The organism is Amnibacterium setariae, assembly GCF_003581425.1.
GTDB classification, from domain to species: domain Bacteria; phylum Actinomycetota; class Actinomycetes; order Actinomycetales; family Microbacteriaceae; genus Amnibacterium; species Amnibacterium setariae.
The window spans coordinates 1,277,453-1,301,340 of record NZ_QXTG01000001.1 but is presented as its reverse complement, the minus strand read 5'-3'; the positions used below and the strand labels follow the sequence as shown (position 1 = coordinate 1,301,340).

The window sequence follows — 23,888 nt, the reverse complement described above, 5'->3', positions numbered from 1 at the left end:
GGCGCGAGGCTATCCGGCGCCGCCGTCAGGCGGCGGGAGGGAGCGACCAGTCGATCGGCGCCGCGCCCTGCGCGACCAGCAGCGCGTTCGCGCGGCTGAACGGGCGGGAGCCGAAGAACCCGCGGGACGCGGACAGCGGGCTCGGGTGCGCGGACTCGATCCGCGCCACGCCGTCGAGCAGCGGCGCCAGCCGGCGCGCGTCGTTGCCCCAGAGGATCGCGACGAGCGGGCCGCCGCGGGCGGCGAGCGCCCGGATCGCGTGCTCGGTGACGGCCTCCCAGCCCTTGCCCCGGTGGGAGGCGGGCGCGCCGGGGCGCACGGTGAGGCTCCGGTTCAGCAGCAGCACCCCGCGCTCGGTCCACGCGGTGAGGTCGCCGTGCGGCACGGGCGCGACGCCGAGGTCGGCCTGGAGCTCCTTGTAGATGTTCACGAGGCTGCGCGGGATCGGCCGCACGTGGCCCTCCACCGCGAACGACAGCCCGATCGGGTGGCCGGGCGTCGGGTACGGGTCCTGCCCGAGGATCAGCACGCGGACGGCGGGCAGCGGCGTGCGGAAGGCGCGGAGGACGACGGGCTCGGCGGGCAGCCAGTCCCGGCCGGCGGCCGTCTCGGCGTCGAGGAACCCGGTGACGCGCTGCAGCGCCGGCTCCACGGGGGCGAGCGCCTCCGCCCACGTCGGGTCGACGAGGCCCTCGGCCGCCAGCTCCGGCAGCGGGCGCCGCACCGTCAGTCCCCCGGCTCGCGGCGCACGAGCACACCGCCCGCGGCCGGGCTCGCCCACCAGGCGTTGCCGGTCCCGACGACGCGGGTCGCACCGCCGGCCACGACGACCGCGGTGTCCTCGTCGACGGCCACCCCGTGCGGCACCAGGCCCGCCTCGACGGCGACGAGGAGGCGGGAGGTCGTGCCCCACTGCGCGGCGTGCACGTCGACCGCGAAGGGGACGAGGCCGATGCCGTCGACGACGGCGAGCTCGTCGCGCTCCTCGGCGACCTCCTCGTCGAGGACGGGCCGGCCGAGCCGGCGCCAGCCGGCCACGAGGGCCCGGGCGGGCGCGATCGCCGAGCCCGCGGAGAAGCCGGCGTAGGGCACGCCGTCCGCGACGAGGGCCCGGATCCGCGCGGCCGCGGGCGCGACGGCGTCCGCGTACGCCGGGGTCAGCCCGCCGCCGACGAGCACGCCGTCGACGTCGGCCGGGATCGCACCGGGGTCGAGCCGGTCGCCCTCCCGCAGCGCGAGCACGACCGGATCCACGGCCGCCGCGGTCTCGACCGCGGCGAGCAGCTTCGCCGCGTGCTCCTGCTCGTCGCCGTCGCGCACCGCGACCACGACGACGCGGGGCCACGCCCGGCCCGAGCGCGCCGCCGCCTCCGCGGTGAAGGCGGTCCAGACCCGCCGGTCGCCGCCCCACCCGCCGCCGACGAGGTGGACGCCTCCGCTCACCGCTCCGCCACGGCGCCCGGCACGACCGGGGCCTCGGCGGACCAGGGGAAGACGATCCAGCGGTCCGTGTGCTTCCACGTCCAGTCGGGCGCGAACACGGTCTGCGGCTTCGTGTAGAAGCAGGCGCTGCGCACCTCGGCGCCCATGCGCGTGAGGATCTCCACCGCGAGCCGCAGGGTGAGGCCCGACTGGGAGACGTCGTCGGCCAGCAGCACCCGCTTGCCGTCGAGGGACGTGCCGTCGAGGTGCGGCGGCAGCAGCAGGGGCTCCGGCAGCGTCTCGTCCACGCCCGTGTAGAGCTCGACGTTGATCGAGCCGCAGCTCTTCACGCCGAGCGCGTACGCCAGGGCGCCGCCGACGAGCAGGCCGCCGCGGGCGATCGCGATCACGACCTCCGGCTCGAAGCCGTCGTCCGCGATCCGCTGCGCGAGCGCGCGGGTCGCCTCGCCGACCTCGCCCCAGGGCAGGACCTCGCGCTCGGGCTCAGTCATCGGTCTCGGGGACGCTCGCGGCGCGCTCGGCACGGCGACGGGCGGCCTCGAGCAGCTCGAGGTCGATGCGCGCGTGCTCCCGGGCGATGTCGTCCGCGTCCTCCGGCCGGCCGGCGGCGATCGCGTCGACGAGCCGCTCGTGCTCGCCCTCCGCGCGCTCCTCCGAAGCCGCCATCGAGTCCGGGTCGCCCCACACGTGGAGGGGCGCTCCGATCGAGATCTCCTGTTCGAGCGCGCTCAGCATGGTCTTCAGTGTGCCGTTCTTCGCGGCGTCCGAGATCGACTGGTGCAGGGCGGCGTCCGCGATCTGCTTCTGCCGCCCGCTCGGCGCCTCCCGGTACGCGTCGAGCCGCGCCCGCAGCACGGCGACGTCGTCGTCGTCCCGGTGCTCGGCGGCGGCGCGCGCGATCGCGCCGTGCAGGCGCCGCATGGCCTCCAGCCGGTCCTCGATCTCGCTCCAGCGGAGGCGGAGGGTGCGCACGACGGCGGCGTGGGAGTCGGGCGTCCACTGGACGCGGACGAAGGACCCGCCCCCGCGCCCTCGGGCGGTCTCGATCAGGCCGCGATCGTGCAGCACGGCGAGCGCGGCGCGCACGCTCGTGCGCCCCACCCGCAGCAGCACCGCGAGGTCCCGCTCGGCGGGCAGGCGCGATCCGGGGAGGAACTCCCCCGTCGCGATCGCGGTGATCAGGCGGTCCGAGATCTGCGCGACCAGCGGCGTCGGCTCCTGCGGCACATGACCTCCCTACGCAGTGACACGGCGTGACTCGCAGGACATGCTAGGGGTGCCGCAATGGTTCGCGAAGAACCTATCGCGTTCACAGGAGGTCCACGCGCGCACCGGGCGCCGTTCAGGCGGAGCGAGGAGGGTGTGGCGATGCCCGACTCCTCCGCTGCCGCCCCCGCGACCGACGACGAGCTCGCCCTCCTCGACCGCTACTGGCGGGCGGCGAACTACCTCTCCGTCGGGCAGATCTACCTGCTCGACAACCCCCTGCTCGAGGAGCCGCTCGCGCCGGAGCACATCAAGCCGCGGCTGCTCGGGCACTGGGGCACGACGCCGGGCCTGAACTTCCTGTACGCCCACGTCAACCGCGCGATCCGCGCCCGGGACCTCGACGCGGTCTTCCTCGCCGGGCCGGGGCACGGCGGCCCCGCCGTCGTCGCGAACACCTACCTCGAGGGCGTGTACAGCGAGACGTACCCGCACATCGGCGAGAACACCGAAGGGCTGCGGCGGCTGTTCCGCCAGTTCTCGTTCCCGGGCGGCATCCCGAGCCACGCGGCGCCGCAGACGCCCGGCTCGATCAACGAGGGCGGCGAGCTCGGGTACTCGCTGATGCACGCGACCGGGGCCGTGTTCGACGACCCCGACCTGCTCGCGGTCTGCACGATCGGCGACGGGGAGGCCGAGACCGGCCCGCTCGCGACGAGCTGGCACGCGCCCGCGTTCCTCGACGCGGCCCGCGACGGCGCCGTGCTGCCGATCCTCCACCTGAACGGCTACAAGATCGCGAACCCGACCGTGCTCGCCCGCCTGCCCGAGGAGCAGCTGCTGTCGCTGATCACCGGCTGGGGCTGGGAGCCGTTCGTCGTCTCCGGCGACGACCCCGTCGCCATGCACCGCGCCTTCGCGGACGTGCTCGACACGGTGCTCGACCGGATCGCCGCGATCCAGGGCGCCGCGCGCGGCGGGGGCGCGCCCGCCGGGCAGCCGCCGCGCTGGCCCATGATCGTCTTCCGCTCCCCCAAGGGCTGGACCGGGCCGAAGGAGGTCGACGGCCAGCAGGTCGAGGGGACCTTCCGCGCCCACCAGGTGCCGCTGTCCGAGGTCCGGACGAACCCCGAGCACCTGCGGCAGCTCGAGGACTGGATGAAGGGCTACCGGGTCGAGGAGCTCTTCGACGGGGAGGGCCGGCTGCTGCCGGAGCTGGCCGCGCTCGCCCCCGAGGGCGACCGCCGGATGGGCGCGAACCCGCACAGCAACGGCGGCCTGCTGCTGAAGGACCTCGAGCTGCCCGACTTCCGCGACTACGCGGTCAGCGTCGACGCCCCGGGCAGCGGCCAGACGCCGGCGACGACCGTGCTCGGCGAGTGGCTCCGCGACGTGATGCGGCTGAACCCGACCCGGTTCCGCCTCTTCGGCCCGGACGAGACCGCCTCCAACCGGCTGCAGGCCGTGTTCGGGGTGACGAACCGGGCGTGGCAGGAGCCGATCGTCGACACCGACGACCACCTCGCGCCGGACGGCCGGGTCATGGAGGTGCTGTCCGAGCACCTCCTGCAGGGCTGGCTGGAGGGCTACCTGCTGACCGGGCGGCACGGCCTGCTCAACACCTACGAGGCGTTCGCGCACATCGTCGACTCGATGGTCAACCAGCACGCGAAGTGGCTGCACGACATCAACGGCATCCCGTGGCGGCGCGACCTGGCGAGCCTGAACTACCTGCTCTCCAGCCACGTGTGGCGCCAGGACCACAACGGCTCCAGCCACCAGGACCCGGGCTTCATCGACCACGTGATCAACAAGAAGGCGGAGCTGGCCCGGGTCTACCTGCCGCCGGACGCGAACTGCCTGCTGTCCGTCGCCGACCACGTGCTGCGCAGCCGGCAGTACATCAACGTGATCGTCGCCGGGAAGCAGCCGCAGCTCGACTACCTGACGATGGACGAGGCGGTCGCGCACTGCACCCGCGGCGTCGGGATCTGGGACTGGGCCTCGACCACGGACGGCGAGCCGGACGTCGTGCTCGCCGCCGCGGGCGAGATCCCGACCATGGAGGCGCTGGCGGCGGCCGACCTGCTGCGGCAGCACCTGCCGGACCTGAAGGTGCGGTTCGTCAACGTCGTCGACCTGATGCGGCTGCAGTCGCCGGACGAGCACCCGCACGGCATGGACGACCGGGACTTCGACGCCGTGTTCACCTCGGACAAGCCCGTGGTCTTCGCCTTCCACGGCTACCCGACGCTGATCCACCGCCTCACCTACAAGCGGCAGAACCACTCCCAGTTCCACGTCCACGGCTACATCGAGGAGGGCACCACGACGACGCCGTTCGACATGGTGATGATGAACCGGCTCGACCGGTTCTCCCTCGCCATGCACGTGATCGACCGCGTGCCGTCGCTCGGCTCCTCCCAGGCGGTGCTGCGGCAGCGGTTCATGGACGACCGGCTCGCCGCGCGCCGCTACACCCGCGTCCACGGCGAGGACGATCCGGCCATCGCGAACTGGACCTGGCCCCGCCCCTAGGGCGGCCGGTCAGGGGCGGCGGAGCGCCGGGTACGGCGACGTGCGGAAGCCGAACGAGCGGTAGAGCGCCTCGCCGTCCGTGGTGGCGAACAGGTCCGTGCGGCGCACGCCGCGCGCGTCCAGCTCCGCGACGAGCAGGCCGACGCACGCCCGGGCGAGCCCGCGACCGCGATGCACGGCCAGGGTGCTGACGTTCGACAGGTGCGCGCGGCGGCCGACCGGGTCCGACGGCGACGGCGCGACGTCCTCGAGGACGGCCATCGCGCAGGACACGGGTCCGGCGTCCGGCAGGTCCGCGACGACGACGAGCACGTCGTCCCCGGCGAGGCGGCGCGCGAACCACTCCCGCGCGGCTCGACGCCACGCCGGACCCGTCACGTCCTGCCCCATCGCCTCGAACATCGCGGCGCGCAGGTCGACGAGCGCCGCAGCGTCCTCCGGTCCGGCGAGACGGGGAGCGACCACGCAGCCATCCTCCACCGGCGGCTCCGCGCGGGGGGCAGACGCGACGCGCGCGCTCCGTTACCGTGCGGGGCTCGGAACGACTCCTGGAGGTCCGCCGTGCGCCGTCGCACCCTGGTCCCGATCGGCTCCCTCGCCGCCGTGCTGCTCGCCGTGCCCGCGCTGCCGGCGCAGGCCGCAGCGCCCGAGATCAGCGGCACGGTCGTGCTCGGCGGGACCGCGCGGGCCGGCGTCCCCGTCTCCGTGTCGGAGCCGGGCGGCGACGTCGTCACCACGACCGAGACGGAGGCGGACGGCCGCTACGCCCTGCCCGCGCCCGCCGCGGGCACGCGCTACATCGTGTCGGTCAACGTGCGGGACGCCGCGACCCGCCCGCGGGCCGCCGTCGCCGGGTACCTCCCGACCTGGACCGGCGCGGGACCGGACGCCGTGCCCACCGCCGCACTGGTCGAGCCCGCCCTGGCGACCGGCGCGGACCGCGCGCTCGACGTCGCCGTGCCCGCCGCGACCCGCGTCCGCGGCGTGAACGCGGCCTTCGCGAAGCGGGACGTGCGGCTCGTCACCCTCGGCGGCCGGGCGACCGCGACGACCACCGCGGACGCGAAGGGCGCCTGGTCGTTCCTCGTCGCGCCCGGCAGCTACCGGATCGAGGTCGTCGGCACCGTCCGCTGGCTCGACTACCGCTCCCCCGCCTTCGCCGTGCCCGGCGGCGAGACCGTCGTCGTCAAGTCCTCCCCCGTCCGCTCCGGCACGATCAGCGGGCGGCTCACCTGGCGCGGGAAGCCGGTCGCGAAGGTGCACGTCTGGCTGCAGGGGCCGACGCGTAGCGAGGAGCCGGACGACGACCCGGTCGTCACCGACGCGAAGGGCCGCTACCGCTTCGCGGGCCTGAAGCCCGGGCGGTTCACCGTCCGCTTCGGCAATACGGGAGCGGCGTCCGACCGCATCCCGTACCTGCCCGCGAAGCGCGAGCGCACGGTCCGCAGCGGCCGCACCGCGGTGGTGGACGCGGCCCTGGTGCGCAGCGCGGTGCTCGACGGCCGGTTCGACGCGCCCGCCGGCGCGAAGCGCTACGTCGTGCAGATCCGGCGCGGCGGCGCGACCGGTCCGCTCGTCCGCAGCACCTCCCTCCCCGCCTCGGTGCGCACGGCGAAGAACCCCGTCCGCGCCGCAGGGCTCCGAGGCGGCACCTACACCGTGCAGGTGGTCGACACCACCCGCGGCACGAGGGCCGCCGTCCGCACCGTCCGGCTGCGAACGGGGGTGCGCACCGCGATCGGCGTGCTGCGCCCGACGAAGGCGACGCTGAGCGTCAGCGGCACCGCACCCGCGGGCGCCGCCGTCCGCGTCAGCGAGGGCTCGTTCTGGCGCACCACGACCGCGGACGGCGACGGCCGCTACGCGATCCGCGGCCTCGTGCCGGGCCGGTACGAGGTCACGGCGCAGGTCCGCGGCCACGAGGCCGTCACGGCGAAGCGGACCGTCGCGCGCAGCACGGTCGTCGACCTGCCGATCGGCGCCGCGCCCGACGTCCGGTCCGGCCGCGTGACCGGGCGCTTCACCGCGGGCGCGCTCGACGTGCCGCTCGCCGGCCTGACCGTCGACGGCGGTCAGGAGCTGCTCGTCCGGGACGGACGGCTGGACGAGGGGCTGTCGGCCGGCGCCCACCGGTTCACCGCGGTGCAGGTGCTCGGCGACCGGCTCTTCCCGGTCGCGACGCCCTACGACCTCGCGCTCCGCGACGACGACCGCGCGTTCACCGTGCCCGACGGCGGCACGGTCGAGCTCGGCGCGGTCGCGCTCGACGTCACCGGGTGAGCGGGCGCACCGCCGGGATCCGGGAGGATGTCGCGGTGCGTTCCCTGCTCGGCCTGAACGCGACGCTCGCCTTCCTGCTCGAGCTCGCCCTGCTCGCCGCCGCCGTCGCGATCGGCCTGCTGCTGCCCGCGCCCCTGCCCGTGCGCATCGCGGTCGCGGTGCTGCTGCCCGCCGCGGTGGTCGCGGTGTGGAGCGTCTGGATGGCGCCGCGGGCGGGCCGGCGGCTGCCGGCGCGCGGGCGCCTGCTCGTGCAGGTCGTCCTGTTCGCGCTCGCCGTGCTCGGCCTCGCGGCGCTCGGCCAGGTGCTCTGGGCGCTCGTGCTCGCCGTGCTCGTCGCGGCCCGGCTCGGGCTCGCGGTCCGCACCGGCCAGGTCTGACCCGGACCGTTCCGACTCAGACCGCGGGCACCTCGACGACGCGGCTCAACGGCCTCGTCACGGGCTCGGCGAGGACCTCGCCGTCGCTGTCGCAGAAGACGAGCGCGCTGCCCGCCGGCACTTCGAAACGCATGGGGTCCCCCCTCGGTTCGTGCGAGCAGGGTGGGCCGGTCCGCGCCCGCCCCGCAGCGGGACGCGCCGCGCGGCCCCCGCTCTGGGGGCGCGATCCCCTCCTCCCCAGGCCCCTCCCGTGCGTGCCGCCCGCCGCGCGGGCACACTCCCGCGCATGTTCGAGCCCCTGCTGCCCCTGACCACCGACGCCGACCTCGTCGCGATGGCGACCGACCTGGTCGGCACCGCGATCCGCCGCCAGACCTGGCTGCTCCTGCTCGACGACGAGCAGCGGCTCGCGCCCGTCGTCGTCCCCATGGACGGCGTGCCCGTCGACGCGGACCCCCGCCACATCGCGACCCTCGCCGCGCGCCTCGCCGAGCTGGTGGAGTCGGTGCCCGAGGCGGCCTCGATCGTGCTCGTCTGGGAGCGCCCGGGCGGCGCCGACGTCCGGATGCAGGAGGCGGACTGGATCGCGGGCCTCGCCGCGACCCCGGCGCCGATCCGCGCGCAGCTCGTGGCGTCGGACGACGGCGTGCACCTCGTCGACCCCGCGTTCGCCGCCCTCGTCGCCGAGTGACCCTCGCGGATCCGCGACTAGCGCTTGACGCGGATCGGGCCCTTCACGGTCTGCGAGCCGTTGCCCTGCGCCACGGGCTTCACGGTGACGAGGTCGAGGTTGACGTGGGCCGACAGCTCGACGGCGTGGACGATCGTCTCCGCGACGTCGTCCGCCGTCAGCGGCGCCTCCACGTCCGCGTACACGGCGTCAGCGCGGGCGCGGTCGCCGCCGAACCGGTTGAGGGAGAACTCCTCCGTCGCGACCATCCCCGGGGCGACCTCGATCACGCGGATCGGCTCCCCCGCCAGCTCGATGCGCAGCACCGCGACGAGCGCGTGCTCCGCGAACTTCGCCGCGTTGTACCCGCCGCCGCCGGCGTACGGGAGGTGGCCGGCGATGGAGGTGACCGTGACGACGTCGCCGCTGCCCGCGTCCTCCGCGCCGTCCCGGAGGGAGGGCAGCAGCGCCGACGTCACCCGCTTCGTCGCGACGACGTTCGCCTCGAACATCCAGCGCCAGTCCTCGACGTCGCCCGACTCGACCGAGTCGAGGCCGCGCGCCCCGCCGGCGTTGTTCACGAGCACGTGGAGCGGCCCGGCGGCCCGGACGTGCTCCGCGAGCGCCGCCACCGCATCCGCGTCGGTGAGGTCCGCCGCGAACACGTCGCACCCCGTCTCGGTGCGCAGCGCCTCCAGGCGCTCGGCGCGGCGAGCCACCGCGAGCACGTCCCAGCCGTGCTCACGGAGCAGCGCGACCGTCGCCCAGCCGATCCCCGTGCTCGCCCCCGTGACCACCGCGCGCTTCGTCATGCGCCCATTCAACCGTTACGCCCCGTGGCGTCCGCCGTTGTCCCCCGCGGCGCCGCCTCCTAGCGTCGCCGCCATGGCTGAGCACACCTGGCACTTCGAGACCGAGCAGATCCACGCCGGGGCCGCCCCCGACCCCGTCACCAACGCCCGCGCGACCCCGATCTACAAGACGACCTCGTACGTCTTCAACTCGGCCGACCACGCGAAGAACCTCTTCGCGCTGGCCGAGTTCGGCAACATCTACAACCGCATCCAGAACCCGACCCAGGCGGTCGTCGAGGAGCGCATCGCCGCGCTCGAGGGCGGGACGGCGGCGCTGCTGCTCGCCTCCGGCCAGGCCGCCGAGACCTTCGCGGTGCTGAACCTGGCGCAGGCGGGCGACCACATCGTCTCGTCGAGCTCGATCTACGGCGGCACCTACAACCTGTTCAAGTACACGCTCGCGAAGCTCGGCATCGAGACGACCTTCGTGACGGACCAGGACGACCCGGAGGCGTGGGCCGCCGCCGTCCGCCCCAACACGAAGCTGTTCTTCGCCGAGACGATCGGCAACCCGAAGATCAACGTGCTCGACATCGCCGCGGTCGCGGAGGTCGCGCACGCGAACGACGTGCCGCTGATCGTCGACAACACCATCGCGACGCCGTACCTGATCCGCCCGCTCGAGCACGGCGCCGACATCGTCGTCCACTCGGCGACGAAGTTCCTCGGCGGCCACGGCACGGTCGTCGCCGGCGCGATCGTCGACGGCGGCAGGTTCCCGTGGTCGCAGCACGTGGACCGGTTCCCGGGCCTCACGGAGCCGGACCCCTCGTACCACGGCGCCTCGTACACGACCGCGGTCGGCGACGGCCTCGCCTACATCATCAAGGCGCGCGTGCAGCTGCTGCGCGACATCGGCGCCGCGGTCTCCCCCGACACCGCCTTCAGCCTCATCCAGGGCATCGAGACGCTGTCGCTGCGGATCGAGCGGCACGTGCAGAACACGCAGGCGATCGCCGAGTGGCTCGACGGCCACGACGACGTCGCGACCGTGAACTACGCGGGCCTGCCGTCGAGCCCCTGGTACGCGGCCGCGAACCGGTACGCCCCGAAGGGCGTCGGCGCGGTCGTGTCGTTCGAGCTGAAGGGCGGCGTCGACGCCGGCCGGAAGTTCGTGGAGAGCCTGACCCTGTTCAGCCACCTCGCGAACATCGGCGACGTCCGCTCCCTCGTCATCCACCCCGCGTCGACCACGCACTCGCAGCTCACGCCCGAGCAGCAGCTGACGACCGGCGTGACGCCGGGCCTCGTGCGCCTCTCGGTCGGCCTCGAGCACGTCGACGACCTGAAGGCGGACCTCGAGGCGGGCCTGCGCGCCGCCCGGTCCCTCCGCGCGACGGTCTGACCCTCCCTCTTCTTCCTGCATCCGGGGAACCGCGCCCGCCGGCGCCGGTTCCCCGGATGCAGGGAGGAACGCCCGTGTGACGTCACACTCGGGCGCCGCCGCCCCGCGGCTGGGATGCTGAGGGCGGCATGGACTGGCAGACCTCGGAGGACACCGTCGCGGCACGGCCCGTGACGGACGCCGACGCGCGCTCGCTCGTCGGCAAGCCGCCCGCGAGCGGCGCGTGGCGCGAGGGCGACCCGGTCGCCGACCGGCGGTTCGTCGGCATCGCCACCGTCGTCACGGAGGCCGGCGTCCGCCTCCCCGGCGTCCGCATCGCCTACGAGACGTGGGGCGAGCTCGACGAGGACCGCGGCAACGCGATCCTCGTGCTGCACGCCCTCACCGGCGACCCGCACCTCGTCGGCCCCGCGGGCCCCGGGCAGCCCACGGCGGGCTGGTGGGAGGGCGTCGTCGGCCCGGGCCTCGCGCTCGACACGGACCGCTGGTTCGTCGTCGCGCCGAACATCCTCGGCGGCTGCGCCGGCACGACCGGCCCGGCCTCCCTCGCGCCGGACGGCGCGGAGTGGGGCGGCCGCTTCCCGTACCTCACGATCCGCGACCAGGTCGCCGCGCAGCTGGCCTTCGCGGACGTGCTGCGGATCGAGCGCTTCGCCGCCGTGGTCGGCGGCTCGATGGGCGGCATGCACGCGCTGGAATGGGCGCTCACCGCCCCCGAGCGCGTCGCCCGCCTGGCCGTGCTCGCGGCGCCCGCCCGGTCGAGCGCCGACCAGGTGGCGCTGAACAGCGTGCAGACCGAGGCCGTGCGAGCGGACCCGCGGTTCCGCGGCGGCGACTACTACGGCGCCGTCGACGGGGACGGCCCGCACCGCGGGCTCGCGCTCGCGCGCCGCATGGCCCTGCTCAGCTACCGCAGCTCCGGGGAGCTGAACGAGCGGTTCGGGCGGTCCTGGCAGTCCGGCGTCTCGCCGCTCGGGCACCACGGCCGGTTCGCCGTCGAGTCGTACCTCGACTTCCACGGCAACCGCTTCACCCGCCGGTTCGACGCGAACAGCTACATCCGCCTCGTCGACGCGATGAGCTCCCACGACGTCGCCCGCGGCCGCGGCGGCGTGGAGGAGGCGCTCGCGCGCTACGCCGGCCCCGCGCTCGTGCTCGGCATCGACTCGGACCGGCTCTACCCGCTCGACGACCAGCGGGTGCTCGCGCGGGGCCTGACCGGCGCGCTCGACGGGCCGGAGCCGACCCTGCTCGCCTCCGCCTTCGGCCACGACGCGTTCCTCATCGAGCGCGAGCAGGTCGGGGCGCAGCTCCGCCGGCTGCTCGCCGTCTGACCTCCCGCGCCCCCGGGGGTCGCGGGACCCCTACGATCGGAGCCCGGGAGGTCCGGATGACGGCAGCCGCGACGGAGACGCGTCGACGACGCGTTCGCGTCGCACTCGTCGACGACCACCAGCTGATCGTCGAGGGCCTCGCCGCCCGCCTCTCGGTGCCCCGGGCCCACATCGAGGTCGTCGCCGCGCTCACCGACTGGAACGGGCTGCTCGAGCACCCCGCGTTCCCCGTCGACGTCGCCGTCGTCGAGTTCGGCCTCGAGGACGACGTGCCGTTCGAGACGAAGGTGCAGCGCCTCGCGTCGGACGGCGTCGCCGTCGTCGCGCTCGCCCGCACCCGCGACGCGGCGACGGTGCACGCCGCGCTGACCGCCGGGGCGCTCACCCTCGTGCCGAAGAGCGAGCCCGCCGAGCACCTCGTCGCCGCGGTCCACGCGGCGGCCGAGGGCCGCGCCCGGCACGCCCCCGCCGTGCAGGAGGCGCTCGACGCCTGGGCGAACCGCGCCGACCCGAACCTCGGCCGGCAGGAGCTGACCGCGCTGCAGCTGTACGCGCAGGGCCGCAGCGTCCACGAGGTCGCCGTCCACATGGCGACGACCGACCAGACCGCGAAGAGCTACATCAAGCGCGGCCGCCGCAAGTACCGCACCGCGGGCATCGACCTCGGCACGAAGGTGCTGCTGCGCCGCCACGCGATCCGCGAGGGCTGGATCCCCCCGGAGTAGGACGAGCCCGCGCCTCGCGGTGATACCGGTCTGATACCACCCCGCGCAGGTTCCCCGGTCCCGACAAACCTTCAACCGGTGTGGCAACCTTGCGCGCCCGGAGCCCCGTGTTTCCATGACCGGGCGCTCCTCCCGGCCTCGAGGGGCGCCCCCGTCAGGGAGGCCGCGGGAAGTCATGGAACGGATCCTCAAACAGCGCGATCGCCTCCTGGGCATCAGCGCACGGCTCATCGGCGTGGTCTGCGCCGGGGCGTCGTTCGTGCTGCTCGTCCTCAGCGACCCGCGCCCGGGCCTCCTGCTCCTCGTCGCCCCCGGCTACGCCGTGCTGATCCTCGCCCTCGTGCGGATCGGCTCGACCCGCGCCATCGCCTGGCCGGCCGTCGCGCTCGTCGCCGGTCTCGTCACCGCCGCGCTCGCCCGCCTCGGGACCCTCGGCGCGTTCGACGGGCTGCTCGGCCAGGCCGGTCCGTTCCCGATCCCGACCGGGTCCGTCGACGCCGTCCGCCTGCTCCTCGCCGGCGCGATCGCCGCGGTCGCGATCGTGCTGACCCTGAGCCTCGGCCGGATGATCGTGCTCCTCGGCGCGTTCATCGCGACCCTCGCCACCGCCGTCGTGCTCTTCGCGGGCGACACCGCGCTCGGCTTCGTCGGGTTCTCGATCCTCGCCGGCTGGACCGGGCTCACGATCGCCGGCTTCGTCCTGTCCGCCGGGGTGCTCCGCGCCGCCCGTCGCGTCTCCTCCATCGGCCGCGCGCACCGCAGCGAGCGGCAGGCGAGCGAGACGGAGGCGCAGCGCCGTCAGGGCGCCCGCCTGCTCCACGACACCGTGCTCGCCACGCTCACCCTGCTCGCGCACTCCGGCGTCGGGGTCAGCCGCGACGCCCTCCGCCGCCAGGCCGGCGACGACGCCCGCCTGCTCCGCCAGCTGCGCCTCTCCCCCACCCCGATCACGATGGGGCAGGGCCAGAGCGACGGCGAGGGCGACGCGGACGGTCTGAAGAGCGACAGCCTGCAGGCGGTGCGCGCCCGGTTCGAGCGGCTCGGCCTCGACGTCAGCTGGCACGGCGCCGGCACCGTCTCGCTGCGGCCCGACCGCCTCGACGCCTTCCTCCTCGCCCTGTCCGAGTGCCTCGAGAACGTCCGCCGCCACTCCGGCGTCGGCGAGGCGCACGTCACGATCACCGACGACGAGGCGAGCGTCCGCGCCCTCGTCACCGACAACGGCGTCGGCTTCGAGCCGGCCGCCGTCCCGGCGGGCAAGCTCGGCTACCGCGAGTCCATCGTCGGCCGGATCGAGGAGGCGGGCGGCACCGCCCGCGTCTTCTCGGCCCAGGGCTCCGGCACCACCGTCGTCCTGGAGATGCCCCGATGACCGTCGCACCCGAGCGGGACGCGGAGATCGCGACCTCCCGCCACAAGGCCCTGCCCGTCGTCGCGATCGACGAGCCGCACCGCCGCCTGCCCGGGCTCCGCCTGCCGCACCTGCCGTCGGAGCGCCTCCGCTCCTCGCGCACGAGCCTCGGCACCGGGTTCCTCGGGCTCGCCGCGACCTTCGTCGCGGTCCTGCTGCTCTGCTTCGACCTCGCGCGGTTCGCCGGGGAGTGGGAGGCCTACGCCGAGCCCGGCCTCGCCGCGATGGCGTGGCTGCTGCTCGCCGGCCTCCTCGTCGTGCTCGCGGTCGCCGCGCGCACCGCGGGCGACGTGCTCGACTCGATCGTCAGCCTCGGCATCGTCGGCGGCCTCGGCGTCGTCGTCGCGCTCGACACCGCCGCGGTGTGGCAGAACGGCGACCTGGGCCGGGACCTCACCGCCGCGCCCGCCGTCGGCTTCGTGCTGCTCGCGATGGTCGGCGTCCGGTCGAGCCGCAGCATCACCGCGGCCGCTGCGCTCCTCGGCATCTCGCTCGCGATCCTCGTCGGCATCTCGGCCCTCCGCGCGCCGCTCCCGCCCGCCGGGGTCGTCGACGCGCTGACGATGATCGCGAAGGCCGTCGCGCCGCCGATCATCGCCGCCTGGATCGTCCACGTCTTCCGCCGGATCATCTCGACCGAGCTCGAGCGCGTGCTCGTCGCCTCGACGACGACCGCGCCGCGCTTCTCCGTCGGCATGCTCGCCTCGGAGGAGCTGGCCCGCCTCGACCTCGCGGCGGAGCAGCTCATGGACGGCATCGCGTCGGGCCGGACCCGGCTGCCGCTCAACCCGGCCGCCGCGCAGGCAGCCGCCGAGCTCGCCACGGAGCTGCGCCTGCACCTCATCGAGGGCCGACGCCAGACCTGGCTGTACCACGCGATCACGGAGTCGGAGCTGCTGGGCCGCTCGGTCACGCTGTCCGACCCGGAGTCGCTCGCCGGCCTCCTCGACCCGACGCAGCGCGACGGGCTGCTCTCCGCGGTGTGGCTGATGCTCGGCGACGCGCCCGAGCGGTCCCGCCGCTCGGCGGCCCGCGTGACCATCGAGATCACGGTCGGACCGGCCCGCCCGACCGAGGGCAAGGGCCGCACGATGCGCGTGCCGATCGTGGTGCAGACCACCGGCGTGGCGCGCGGCCGGGTCGACCCCGCCACATGGGACGCTATGCGCAAGGTCGGACGGCACACCGACTCGCAGCGCGGCGGCAGCCTCTGCGTGGAGATCGACTGCGTGGTCGATCGTCCCGCCGAGCGCTGATCCTCTCTCGAACGATCCCCCTCATCCTCCCCTTCCTGGAACCGGAGCCCACGAGTGACCACTGACACCCGGACCATCCGCCTCGCGATGGTCGACGACCACCGGATGCTGCTCGGCGGCCTCACGGAGTGGATCCGCGGCTACGAGGACATCGAGCTGGTCGCCGCCGTCACCACCTTCACCGAGCTGCTGACGCACCCGAAGTTCCCGGTCGACGTCGTCCTCATGGACGTCGACCTCAAGGACAACTCGCCGGTGTCGCTGCGCCTCGCGCAGCTGAAGCAGACCGGCGTCGCCACGGTGCTCATGTCGAGCTACTCGGAGCCGCAGATCGTCCGCGAGGCCCTCGCCTCCGGCGCCCTCGGCTACGTGCCGAAGAGCGAGGACATCTCGATGATCGTCAAGGCGATCCGCGCCGCCGGCCGCGGCGAGTCCTACATCTCGGCGGAGCTCGACCTCGCGATCAACTCCGGCGACGTCGGCGGCTCCCCGAAGCTGTCCGCGCAGGAGCGACGCGTCATGGCGCTCTACGGCGGCGGCGAGCCGGTCAAGACGGTCGCCTACGAGCTCGGCATCTCCGAGGAGACGGCGAAGTCGTACCTCAAGCGCATCCGCGAGAAGTACCGCGTCGCGGGCTTCGACGTGGGCACGAAGGTCGCCCTGCGCAAGCGCGCGATCCAGGACGGCATCCTGCTGCAGACGGACTGAGGTCCGCACCTGCGAACGGCCGGTCTCCTTCGGGAGGCCGGCCGTTCTTCGTCTCCTCGGCGGGGAACGCCGACAGGACGGAGGACGGAGGTCAGGCCTCGGGGCCGGCGAGCTCCGCGCGGGCGAGGCCGTGTCGTGCGGTGCGGGTCTCCAGCGAGAACGCGACCGCGGCGAGGACGAGCCCGAGCGCGGTCATGCCGATGCCGACCGCGATCGGCGACAGGTACCCGAGGCCCGCGGCGATGGCCAGGGCGCCGAGCGCCGCGCCGAGCGAGTTGCCGATGTTCAGCGCGGAGTGGGTGGAGGCGGCCGCGATCGTCGTCGAGCCGTGGGCCACGTCCATCAGCCGCACCTGGATCGCCGGGCTCAGGGCCGCGGAGAAGGCGCCGATCAGCAGCACGCCGACGAACAGGCCGACCGGGTCCGCGGCGCCGACGAGCAGCTCGGCGAGCGAGAGCAGCACGCCGACGAAGCAGACGAGCACGGCCCGCCGCACGCCGCGGTCGACGAACCAGCCGCCCGCGAGGTTGCCGATCGTCATGCCGACGCCGAACACGACGAGCACGAGCGGCACGACGCCGGCGGCAAGGCCCGTGACGTCGGTCGTGATCGGCGCGATGTAGGTGTACGCGGAGAAGAGGCCGCCGAAGCCGATGGCGCCGAGTGCGATCGCGAACCAGACCTGCGGGCGGGCGAAGGCGCGCAGCTCGCGCCCGACGGTCGCGCTCGCGTCGCTGTGCCCCCGCGGCAGCGCGATCGCGACGGCGACGAAGGTGAGCGCGAAGGCCGCCGCGACGACGAGGTACGCCGCGCGCCAGCCGGCCGCCTGGCCGATCGCCGTGATGACGGGCACGCCCACCACGTTCGCCGTGGTGAGGCCCGCGAGCACGAAGGCCGCGGCGCGGCCGCGCGCACCGGGGCCGAGCAGCTCGGACGCGGCCAGCGTGGCGACGCCGAAGTACGCGCCGTGCGGCAGCCCGGCGACGAACCGCGCGGCGACGACGAGGCCGAACCCCGGCAGGACGGCGGTCGCGAGGGTCGCCACGACGAAGCCGACGAGGAGGCCGAGCAGCAGGGTCTTCCGCGGCAGGCGCGCGCCGAACGCGGCGATGGTCGGCGCCCCGACGACGACGCCCGCGGCGTACGCCGAGACCATCACGCCGGCGTTCGCGACCGCGTCGGCGTGGGACCGCGCCCAGGCGTCGGGCAGCAGCTCCCGCGCGATGTCGGGCAGCAGGCCGAGGGCGACGAACTCGGTGGAGCCGATCGCGAAGCCGCCGAGCGCGAGCGCCGCGAGCGCCAGCACGACGACCGCGCGCGAGTGCTGCACCGGGTCCGCGACCGCCCGGCCGCGACCGTCGGGACCCACGCCTCCAGCCTAGGCGTGCGCCCGGACGGCCCCGTCCGTCAGCGGCGCGCCGGACCGGCGCCGGGTCGGGCCCGGCACCACGCGGAGCTCGATCAGGCACCAGGCCAGGAGGGCGACCTGGAGGCCGTCGCGCAGGGTCAGCAGCGCGATCGCCCACGGCGTCGGCGCGATGATCCAGGCGTAGAACCAGGGGTAGATCAGCTGGGTCAGACCGGCCGTCACGAGCACGAGCACCGCGGGCAGCCGGAAGCGGGCCGGTGCGACGAGCAGGCCGAGCAGCACCGGCGCGACGTACCAGGTGAGGTACTGGGGCGAGCCCACCTTGTTCAGCGCGACGACGGCGCTGACGAAGCCGAGCGCCGTCACGGCCAGCACGGTCGAGGGGTCGGCGCCCCGCCGCCGGGCGAGCAGCGCGAGCAGCACGACGAGCAGCACCCCGAGCGCGAGCACGGGGGTCATCAGGTCGGCGACGGTCTGCGCGCCGGCGCCGCGGAGCTGGAAGGTGAGGATCTCGGTGTCGTAGTAGACGCCGACGGCCGGGTCGCCGAACGCGGCCGACCAGAGCCACGGCAGCGCGACGGGGGCCTCGATCTGGATGCCGCGGGTCGCCTGCGCCGTGACGAAGGAGAACACCGTGCCGCGAGCGCCGGCGAGCAGCGCGAGCCCGATGATCACGGCCGAGGTCAGCGCGGCGCCCGACACGATCGAGGTGATGCGCCGGCCGCCGAGCAGCGCCGCGGCGAGGATCGCGGCCGGCCACACCTTCACCCAGGTCGCCACGGTGAGCAGCACGGCCGCGACGGCGGGCCGCTCCGCGAGCAGCAGCACGCCGACGATCGCGATCGGCAGGGCGACGGCGTCGATGCGGCTGAGCGACACCGGGCCGAGCAGCGCGGTGAACAGCAGCCACCACCAGGCGAGCCCCCGCCCGCGGCGGGCGAGGAGCACGACCGCCACCGCGTCGAGCACGGTGACGATGAGCAGCCACACGGCGAGGTAGGGCCCGCCGCCGAAGACCCCCGCGAGCACCATCGGCGGGAGCGCCGCGATCGGGTACACCCAGTCGGTGTCGATCCCGACGAGCGACCCGGTGGTGTGCCAGTAGTCGATCCAGAACCGGTAGACGCCGGTGACGTCCCCCGCCGGCTGGTTCGGCGCCCCGCCGTAGCAGAGCACCGCGACGAGGGCGTGCACGGCGACGAAGCCGACGACGAGGAGGACGCGGTCCCGCGGGGAGGTCGCCGGGCGGCGCACGTCGCTCACACGCGGAACCGTATCGAGGATCGGGGACGGCCCGTCAGCCGAACACCTCGCCCGGGAGGTCGGCCGACCAGGTCGCGACGCCGTCCGTGCGCATGCGGACCCACCGGAAGTCGTACGCGTCCTCGAGCGCCTCGGGCTCGACGAGGAAGAGCGCGGTCGCGAGGGCGTCCGCCACCATCGCCGACTCCGCCAGCACCCAGGTCGCGGCGACGGTGTCGACGGGCTCGCCGGTCCGCGCGTCGAGCACGTGGTGCAGGCGCCGGCCGCCCTCGAGGGACCAGTCGCGCCGGTTCACCGCCGACCCGGCGATCGCGCCCTCCGCCACCTCGACCACGCCGATGGCCGCGGTCGGGTCGTAGGGGTGCTCGAGGGCCACGCGGAGCGGCGCGCCCGCGACGCGGAGGTCGCCGCTCGCGTCGACGATGGCCTCGCGACGGCCGGCGTCGGCGAGGGCCGCGGCGACCAGGTCGACGAGCTGGCCCTTCCCGGCGCTGCCGACATCGAGCAGCGCGGGCGGGTCCGTCCGGACGACGGTGCCGTCGCGCCGGATCGCGGCCCGCGGCGCCGGCAGCCAACCCGGTGCGGGCCGCAGGTCGCCGGCCGGGCCGTAGCCGAGGTGGTCGAGGGAGGCGGCGACGAGCGGGTCGACCCCGCCGCCGGTGCGCTCGCGGAGTTCGGCGAGCAGGTCGAGCAGCGGCGGCGCCGTCGGCCCGAGATCGACCGCCTCGCCGGCCGCGATCCGCGCGACGCCGGAGTCGGGGCGGAAGCGGGACCACAGCGCGTCGTACTCCGCGATCACCTCGTCGACGCGCGCGACGAGCGCGGCCTCGATCGGCTCCGCCGCCGTGATCGTCCAGCGCGTGCCGATCGCGTCGAAGGCGATGCTCGTCCGCGCGCCTGCGGCGGTCCTCATCCGGCGGCTCCTCCCGGTGCGGCGGTGCCCGCCGCTCGACCGTACCGGGGCGCGGTCCGCGGCGCGCCCCGCGGTCCTCGTGGATCGGCTATGCGCCCGCGAGCAGCCGCCGGATCACGGCCGGCACGGCCTCGGCGACGTCGAGGGCCTGGATCGGGCCGCCGCGTGACGCGACGCGGCCGGCCTCGCCGTGGATCCACGCGGCGGCCGCGGCGAGCTCGGCGAGCAGCGCGGGCCGCTCCTGCAGCTCGGGCGAGTGCGTCGCGAGCAGCGCGCCGAGCACCCCGCCCAGCACGTCGCCGGAGCCGGCGGTCGCGAGCCAGGGCTGCCCCGCCCGCACCGCGTACCCGAGGCCGTCGGGGTCGGCGATCATCGTGGTCGCGCCCTTCAGCAGCACGGTCGTCCCGGTCGCGGCAGCGGCGCGGACCGCCCAGCGCTCGGGGTCCGCGGCCACCTCGTCCTTGCTCGTCTCGACCCCGGCGGCCGCGAGCACCGGGACGAGCTCGCCGAAGTGCGGGGTCAGGACGGCCGGCCCCTGCGCCTCCGGGACCAGGTCGAGCGAGCCCGCGTCGAGCACGACGGGCAGGCGCTGCTCGAGCAGTCCGACGAGGCGCTCCCGCTCCGCCGGGTCCCGGTCCGGGGAGGTGCCCGACCCGAGCAGCCACGCCTGGACGCGGCCGTCGGCGGTCACCACCTCGGGGCGCCGGGCGAGCACGAGCGCCGCCGGGCGCTCCGGCCCGAGGTAGCGGATCATGCCGACGCCGGTGCGGGACGCGGCCTCGACCCCGAGCACGGCGGCGCCCGGGAACCGGTCCGAGCCGGTGACGACGCCGAGCACGCCGCGCGAGTACTTGTCGCTGTCCGCCGACGGCACCGCGATCGCGCGCGCCGCCTCCACCGCCGAGAAGCCCGCCCTCGTCATGCCGCCAGCGTGCCACCGGACGGTCGGCGGCCCCTGGGTACGGTGGCTCGTCGTGGCCCTCTCCCTCTCCCCGCGCGCGGTCGTCTTCGACTACGGGGAGGTGATCTCGTACACCCCGTCCGACGAGGACCGGGCGGCGATGGTCGCGGAGGCCGGTGTCGAGGCCGAGCCCTTCTGGCGGGCGTACCACGCCGACCGCGACCGGCTCGACGAGGGCGTGCTCTCGACCACCGACTACTGGCTCGGCATCGGCGCGGCCTGCGGGCAGCGCTGGGACGTGCCGAAGGCGCAGCGGCTCTGGGCGCTCGACTTCCGCAGCTGGACGACCGCGGACCCGGAGGTGGTCCGCGTGCTCGTCGACCTGCGCGACGGCGGCACCCGCCTGGCCCTGCTGTCGAACGCGCACCCCGACTACGGCGGCCCGTTTCGCTTCTCCCCCGTCGGCGCGCTGTTCGAGCAGATCGTCGTCTCCGGCGAGCTGCTGCTGCTGAAGCCCGACCCCGCGATCTTCCGGGCCGCGGCGGACGCGCTGTCGCTGGACCCGGCCGACCTGGTCTTCATCGACAACCGTGAGGCGAACGTGCGCGGCGCCCAGTCGATCGGCATCACCGGGCACGTCTACACCGACCCGGCGTCCCTCCGCGCCTTCCTGGAGTCCCTCGCCTGACGCGCTCGCCCTCCCTCGCTGGTCGAGGTGCGAGCGAAACGACGGGCCCCACGGCCGGTGCTCCCGGGCGAGGGGCTCGAGACCACCCGCGCCTAGCGCCGGGTCGCGTCCTGGACCTCGCCGACCAGCTCCTCGATGACGTCCTCGAGGAAGAGGATCCCGCGCACCGCGCCGTCCTGCTCGACGACGCGGGCGAGGTGCTGCCGGTCGCGGCGCAGCACCGCCAGCGCGTCCTCGAGCTCCGTGCCCGCGGAGACGGAGATCAGCCGCCGCACGAGCTTCCCGGGGATCGGCCGGTCCCACTCGGCGAGCTCGAGCACGTCCTTCAGGTGCAGGTAGCCGACCGGCTTGCCGCCCGCGTCGACCAGCGGGTAGCGGGAGAACCCGCTCTGCGCGACGGCGCGCTCGAGGTCGTCCGGCGTCGCCGACGCGGGCAGCCCGACGATCTCCGCGAGCGGCACCGTCACGTCCGCGACCTGCTTCTCCGTGAACTCGAACGCGGCGGACAGCGTGCCCGACGCGTCGTCGAGGGTGCCCTCGCGCCTCGAGGTCTCGACGATCGTCTCGACCTCGTCGAGCGTGAACGAGCTGTTCGCCTCGTCCTTCGGCTCGACGCCGACGAGGCGGACGAGCGCGTTCGTGGTGCCGTTCAGGGCGTAGATGAGCGGCCGGAAGACCCGCTCCACGAACACCAGCGGCGTCGCGAGCAGCAGCACGGCCCGGTCCGGCACGGAGAACGCGACGTTCTTCGGGACCATCTCGCCGAACACGACGTGGAGGAAGGTGACGAGCAGCAGCGTGATCACGAAGGCGACCACGCCGGTCGCCTCCTCCGGCAGCCCGGTGAGGTGCAGCGGCACCTCGAGCAGGTGGTGGATCGACGGCTCGCTGACGTTCAGGATCAGCAGCGACGCGACCGTGATGCCGAGCTGCGTCGTCGACAGCATGAGGGTCGCGTGCTCCATCGCGCCGAGCGCGACACGGGCCGAGCGGCGGCCCTCCTCCGCGAGCGGCTCGATCTGCGAGCGGCGCGCGGAGATGACCGCGAACTCGCTGGCGACGAAGAACGCGTTGACCGCGAGCAGCACGACAAGCCACCCGATGCCCGCCCAGTCGTTCACGGGGCCCTCCCTTCCCGCACGGCCGCCACGTCGCTCCGCGCCGCGTCGGAACCGGCGGGCAGGGGCCCAGCCGCTGCGCGGCGGTAGCGCCTCACGGCGCTACCGCCGCGGTCTCGACCCGGTTCGCGGGCGCGTCGGGGTCCGCGCGGAAGCGGAGGCGGTCCACGCGGCGCCCGTCCAGCCGGAGCACCTCGAGGGTGCCCTGCTCGGTCTGCACGGTGTCGCCGACCTTCGGCAGGCGCCCGAGCTCGCTGACGACGTAGCCGGCGACGGTCTCGTAGAGGCCGGACTCGGGCACGCGGACGCCCGCCTGGTCGCGGAGCTCGTCGGGCCGCAGCATGCCGGGGAACGTGATCGAGTCGGTGCCGCGCACGACGCCGGCGCGGGTGCGGTCGTGCTCGTCGACGAGGTCGCCGACCAGCTCCTCCACGCAGTCCTCGAGCGTCGCGACGCCCGCCGTGCCGCCGTACTCGTCGAGCACGACCGCCATCTGGTAGCCGCGGCCGCGCAGCTCGCCGAGCAGCGCGTCCAGGGTCATCGTCTCCGGCACGCGGAGGGCCTCCGTCTCGATCGCGCCGACCGGCACGTCCGCGCGGCGGTCGCGCGGCACCGCCATCGCCTGCTTCACGTGTACGAGGGCGACGACGTCGTCGACGCCGTCCTCGCCGGTGACCGGGAAGCGGGAGTAGCCGGTCCGGCGCGCGAGGTCGAGCACGTCCGCGGCGGAGGCGGACCGGGCGACGGTGCTGAGGCGCGGCCGCGGCGTCATCACGTCGGCCGCGGTGTGGCCGGAGAAGGTCAGCGTCCGCTCGAGCAGGGTCGCGGTGTCGCTGTCGAGCACGCCCTCCATGGCGCTGCGGCGGACCAGGGAGGAGAGCTCCTGCGCCGTGCGGGCGCCCGAGAGCTCCTCCTTCGGCTCGATGCCGAGCAGCCGCATCACCCGGTTCGCGGCGCCGTTCAGCACCGCGACCGCGGGGCGGAAGACCATCGTGAACCCGGTCTGGAACGGCATCACGAACCGGGCGACGCGGACGGGGCCGGCGAGCGCGAGGTTCTTCGGCAGCAGCTCGCCGAGGATCATGCTGATCACGGTCGCGATGAGCAGGCCGAGCACGACGCCGACCGGCGCGACGGCCTCCTCGGGCACCCCGAGCGCGACGAGCGGCGCGTCGATGAACGCGGACAGCGCCGGCTCGAACGTGTAGCCGGCGAGCAGCGTCGTCAGCGTGATGCCGAGCTGCGCGCTCGACAGGTGCGTCGAGGTGATCTTCAGGGCCGCGATCGTGAGGTCGAGGCCCTTCTCCCCGCCGCGCTGCCGGGCTTCGAGGTCGGAGCGGTCGAGGTTCACGAGGGCGAACTCGGCGGCGACGAAGAGGCCGGTGCCGAACGTCAGCACCACGCCGATCGCGAGGAGGAGCAGGTCGAACCAGAGCATCTAGCGGACCACGGGACAGGGCGAATGATCGTCCATCAGGGCCCCGAGTGT

General features: G+C 74.9%; 23 protein-coding genes. 11 read left to right on the top strand and 12 right to left on the bottom strand.

The genetic code is table 11. The features are described 5' to 3' along the window. Window positions 1–25 precede the first annotated feature (25 nt). The 4 genes from D1781_RS06530 to D1781_RS06515 are packed head-to-tail and all read right to left on the bottom strand — an operon-like array spanning window position 26 to window position 2,670. Window positions 26–724 (bottom strand): uracil-DNA glycosylase, encoded by a 699-nt coding sequence (locus D1781_RS06530; protein ID WP_119481387.1) that lies wholly within the window; start codon window positions 722–724, stop codon window positions 26–28. A gap of 2 nt (window positions 725–726) precedes the next feature. Continuing rightward, the gene (locus D1781_RS06525; RefSeq protein WP_119481386.1) at window positions 727–1,443 is read right to left on the bottom strand and encodes a Type 1 glutamine amidotransferase-like domain-containing protein; all 717 of its coding nucleotides are present in this window, start codon (window positions 1,441–1,443) and stop codon (window positions 727–729) included. Beyond that, window positions 1,440–1,934, bottom strand: a complete 495-nt coding sequence (locus D1781_RS06520) for a phosphoribosyltransferase (RefSeq protein ID WP_119481385.1) — start codon at window positions 1,932–1,934, stop codon at window positions 1,440–1,442. The genes D1781_RS06525 and D1781_RS06520 overlap by 4 nt, the downstream gene beginning before the upstream one ends. Further along, window positions 1,927–2,670 carry a FadR/GntR family transcriptional regulator gene (locus tag D1781_RS06515; RefSeq protein ID WP_119481384.1) on the bottom strand — a complete coding sequence of 248 codons (744 nt, stop codon included), beginning with the start codon at window positions 2,668–2,670 and terminating at the stop codon, window positions 1,927–1,929. The genes D1781_RS06520 and D1781_RS06515 overlap by 8 nt, the downstream gene beginning before the upstream one ends. 141 nt (window positions 2,671–2,811) lie before the next feature. Here D1781_RS06515 and D1781_RS06510 point away from each other — a divergent pair, with 141 nt between their 5' ends. Then, on the top strand, window positions 2,812–5,187 hold the full coding sequence (locus tag D1781_RS06510; RefSeq protein WP_119481782.1) for a phosphoketolase family protein: 2,376 nt from the start codon (window positions 2,812–2,814) through the stop codon (window positions 5,185–5,187). Between the two features lie 9 nt (window positions 5,188–5,196). Here D1781_RS06510 and D1781_RS06505 read toward each other — a convergent pair whose 3' ends face one another. Continuing rightward, entirely contained in the window at window positions 5,197–5,652 is a 456-nt protein-coding gene (locus D1781_RS06505; protein WP_119481383.1) for a GNAT family N-acetyltransferase, read from the bottom strand. Window positions 5,653–5,748: 96 nt separating this feature from the next. Here D1781_RS06505 and D1781_RS06500 point away from each other — a divergent pair, with 96 nt between their 5' ends. The 3 genes from D1781_RS06500 (at window position 5,749) to D1781_RS06490 (ending at window position 8,535) form a co-directional block, all read left to right on the top strand. Continuing rightward, window positions 5,749–7,467 carry a carboxypeptidase-like regulatory domain-containing protein gene (locus tag D1781_RS06500; RefSeq protein WP_119481382.1) on the top strand — a complete coding sequence of 573 codons (1,719 nt, stop codon included), beginning with the start codon at window positions 5,749–5,751 and terminating at the stop codon, window positions 7,465–7,467. A 35-nt stretch (window positions 7,468–7,502) separates the two neighbouring features. Beyond that, window positions 7,503–7,844, top strand: coding sequence for a DUF2568 domain-containing protein (locus D1781_RS06495; protein WP_158590024.1), 342 nt, complete (start codon window positions 7,503–7,505; stop codon window positions 7,842–7,844). A 286-nt stretch (window positions 7,845–8,130) separates the two neighbouring features. After that, a complete protein-coding gene (locus tag D1781_RS06490) occupies window positions 8,131–8,535 on the top strand; it encodes a hypothetical protein (protein WP_119481380.1) in 405 nt (134 codons plus the stop codon). Between the two features lie 17 nt (window positions 8,536–8,552). On the opposite strand, the gene D1781_RS06485 is transcribed toward D1781_RS06490, so the two are convergent. Beyond that, complete coding sequence (locus tag D1781_RS06485) at window positions 8,553–9,326, bottom strand: SDR family oxidoreductase (RefSeq protein WP_119481379.1); 774 nt, start codon at window positions 9,324–9,326, stop codon at window positions 8,553–8,555. A gap of 73 nt (window positions 9,327–9,399) precedes the next feature. Between D1781_RS06485 and D1781_RS06480 the strand changes: the two genes are divergently transcribed. From D1781_RS06480 to D1781_RS06455, 6 genes are all read left to right on the top strand, one after another. After that, on the top strand, window positions 9,400–10,713 hold the full coding sequence (locus D1781_RS06480; protein WP_119481378.1) for a bifunctional o-acetylhomoserine/o-acetylserine sulfhydrylase: 1,314 nt from the start codon (window positions 9,400–9,402) through the stop codon (window positions 10,711–10,713). A gap of 128 nt (window positions 10,714–10,841) precedes the next feature. Then, on the top strand, window positions 10,842–12,047 hold the full coding sequence (metX, locus tag D1781_RS06475; protein WP_119481377.1) for a homoserine O-acetyltransferase MetX: 1,206 nt from the start codon (window positions 10,842–10,844) through the stop codon (window positions 12,045–12,047). Between the two features lie 56 nt (window positions 12,048–12,103). Further along, window positions 12,104–12,772 (top strand): helix-turn-helix domain-containing protein, encoded by a 669-nt coding sequence (locus D1781_RS06470; protein WP_119481376.1) that lies wholly within the window; start codon window positions 12,104–12,106, stop codon window positions 12,770–12,772. A 175-nt stretch (window positions 12,773–12,947) separates the two neighbouring features. Next, window positions 12,948–14,144, top strand: coding sequence for a sensor histidine kinase (locus tag D1781_RS06465; protein WP_119481375.1), 1,197 nt, complete (start codon window positions 12,948–12,950; stop codon window positions 14,142–14,144). Then, window positions 14,141–15,439 (top strand): hypothetical protein, encoded by a 1,299-nt coding sequence (locus D1781_RS06460; protein WP_119481374.1) that lies wholly within the window; start codon window positions 14,141–14,143, stop codon window positions 15,437–15,439. The genes D1781_RS06465 and D1781_RS06460 overlap by 4 nt, the downstream gene beginning before the upstream one ends. An 87-nt stretch (window positions 15,440–15,526) precedes the next feature. Next, complete coding sequence (locus D1781_RS06455; RefSeq protein ID WP_199706488.1) at window positions 15,527–16,147, top strand: response regulator; 621 nt, start codon at window positions 15,527–15,529, stop codon at window positions 16,145–16,147. Between the two features lie 91 nt (window positions 16,148–16,238). On the opposite strand, the gene D1781_RS06450 is transcribed toward D1781_RS06455, so the two are convergent. The 4 genes from D1781_RS06450 to D1781_RS06435 all read right to left on the bottom strand — a co-directional run bounded on the left by D1781_RS06450 (window position 16,239) and on the right by D1781_RS06435 (window position 20,614). After that, window positions 16,239–17,516, bottom strand: coding sequence for an MFS transporter (locus tag D1781_RS06450; RefSeq protein ID WP_119481372.1), 1,278 nt, complete (start codon window positions 17,514–17,516; stop codon window positions 16,239–16,241). Between the two features lie 9 nt (window positions 17,517–17,525). Then, window positions 17,526–18,779 (bottom strand): glycosyltransferase 87 family protein, encoded by a 1,254-nt coding sequence (locus tag D1781_RS06445; RefSeq protein ID WP_119481371.1) that lies wholly within the window; start codon window positions 18,777–18,779, stop codon window positions 17,526–17,528. A gap of 34 nt (window positions 18,780–18,813) precedes the next feature. Then, the gene (locus tag D1781_RS06440; RefSeq protein WP_119481370.1) at window positions 18,814–19,692 is read right to left on the bottom strand and encodes an FAD:protein FMN transferase; all 879 of its coding nucleotides are present in this window, start codon (window positions 19,690–19,692) and stop codon (window positions 18,814–18,816) included. 88 nt (window positions 19,693–19,780) lie between these two features. After that, window positions 19,781–20,614, bottom strand: a complete 834-nt coding sequence (locus D1781_RS06435) for an ADP-dependent NAD(P)H-hydrate dehydratase (protein WP_119481369.1) — start codon at window positions 20,612–20,614, stop codon at window positions 19,781–19,783. 52 nt (window positions 20,615–20,666) lie between these two features. Here D1781_RS06435 and D1781_RS06430 point away from each other — a divergent pair, with 52 nt between their 5' ends. Next, a complete protein-coding gene (locus tag D1781_RS06430; RefSeq protein ID WP_119481781.1) occupies window positions 20,667–21,281 on the top strand; it encodes an HAD family hydrolase in 615 nt (204 codons plus the stop codon). 92 nt (window positions 21,282–21,373) lie between these two features. Here D1781_RS06430 and D1781_RS06425 read toward each other — a convergent pair whose 3' ends face one another. Both D1781_RS06425 and D1781_RS06420 read right to left on the bottom strand, forming a co-directional pair. Then, the gene (locus D1781_RS06425; protein ID WP_119481368.1) at window positions 21,374–22,402 is read right to left on the bottom strand and encodes a hemolysin family protein; all 1,029 of its coding nucleotides are present in this window, start codon (window positions 22,400–22,402) and stop codon (window positions 21,374–21,376) included. A gap of 91 nt (window positions 22,403–22,493) precedes the next feature. Further along, complete coding sequence (locus tag D1781_RS06420; protein WP_119481367.1) at window positions 22,494–23,837, bottom strand: hemolysin family protein; 1,344 nt, start codon at window positions 23,835–23,837, stop codon at window positions 22,494–22,496. Window positions 23,838–23,888: the final 51 nt, after the last annotated feature.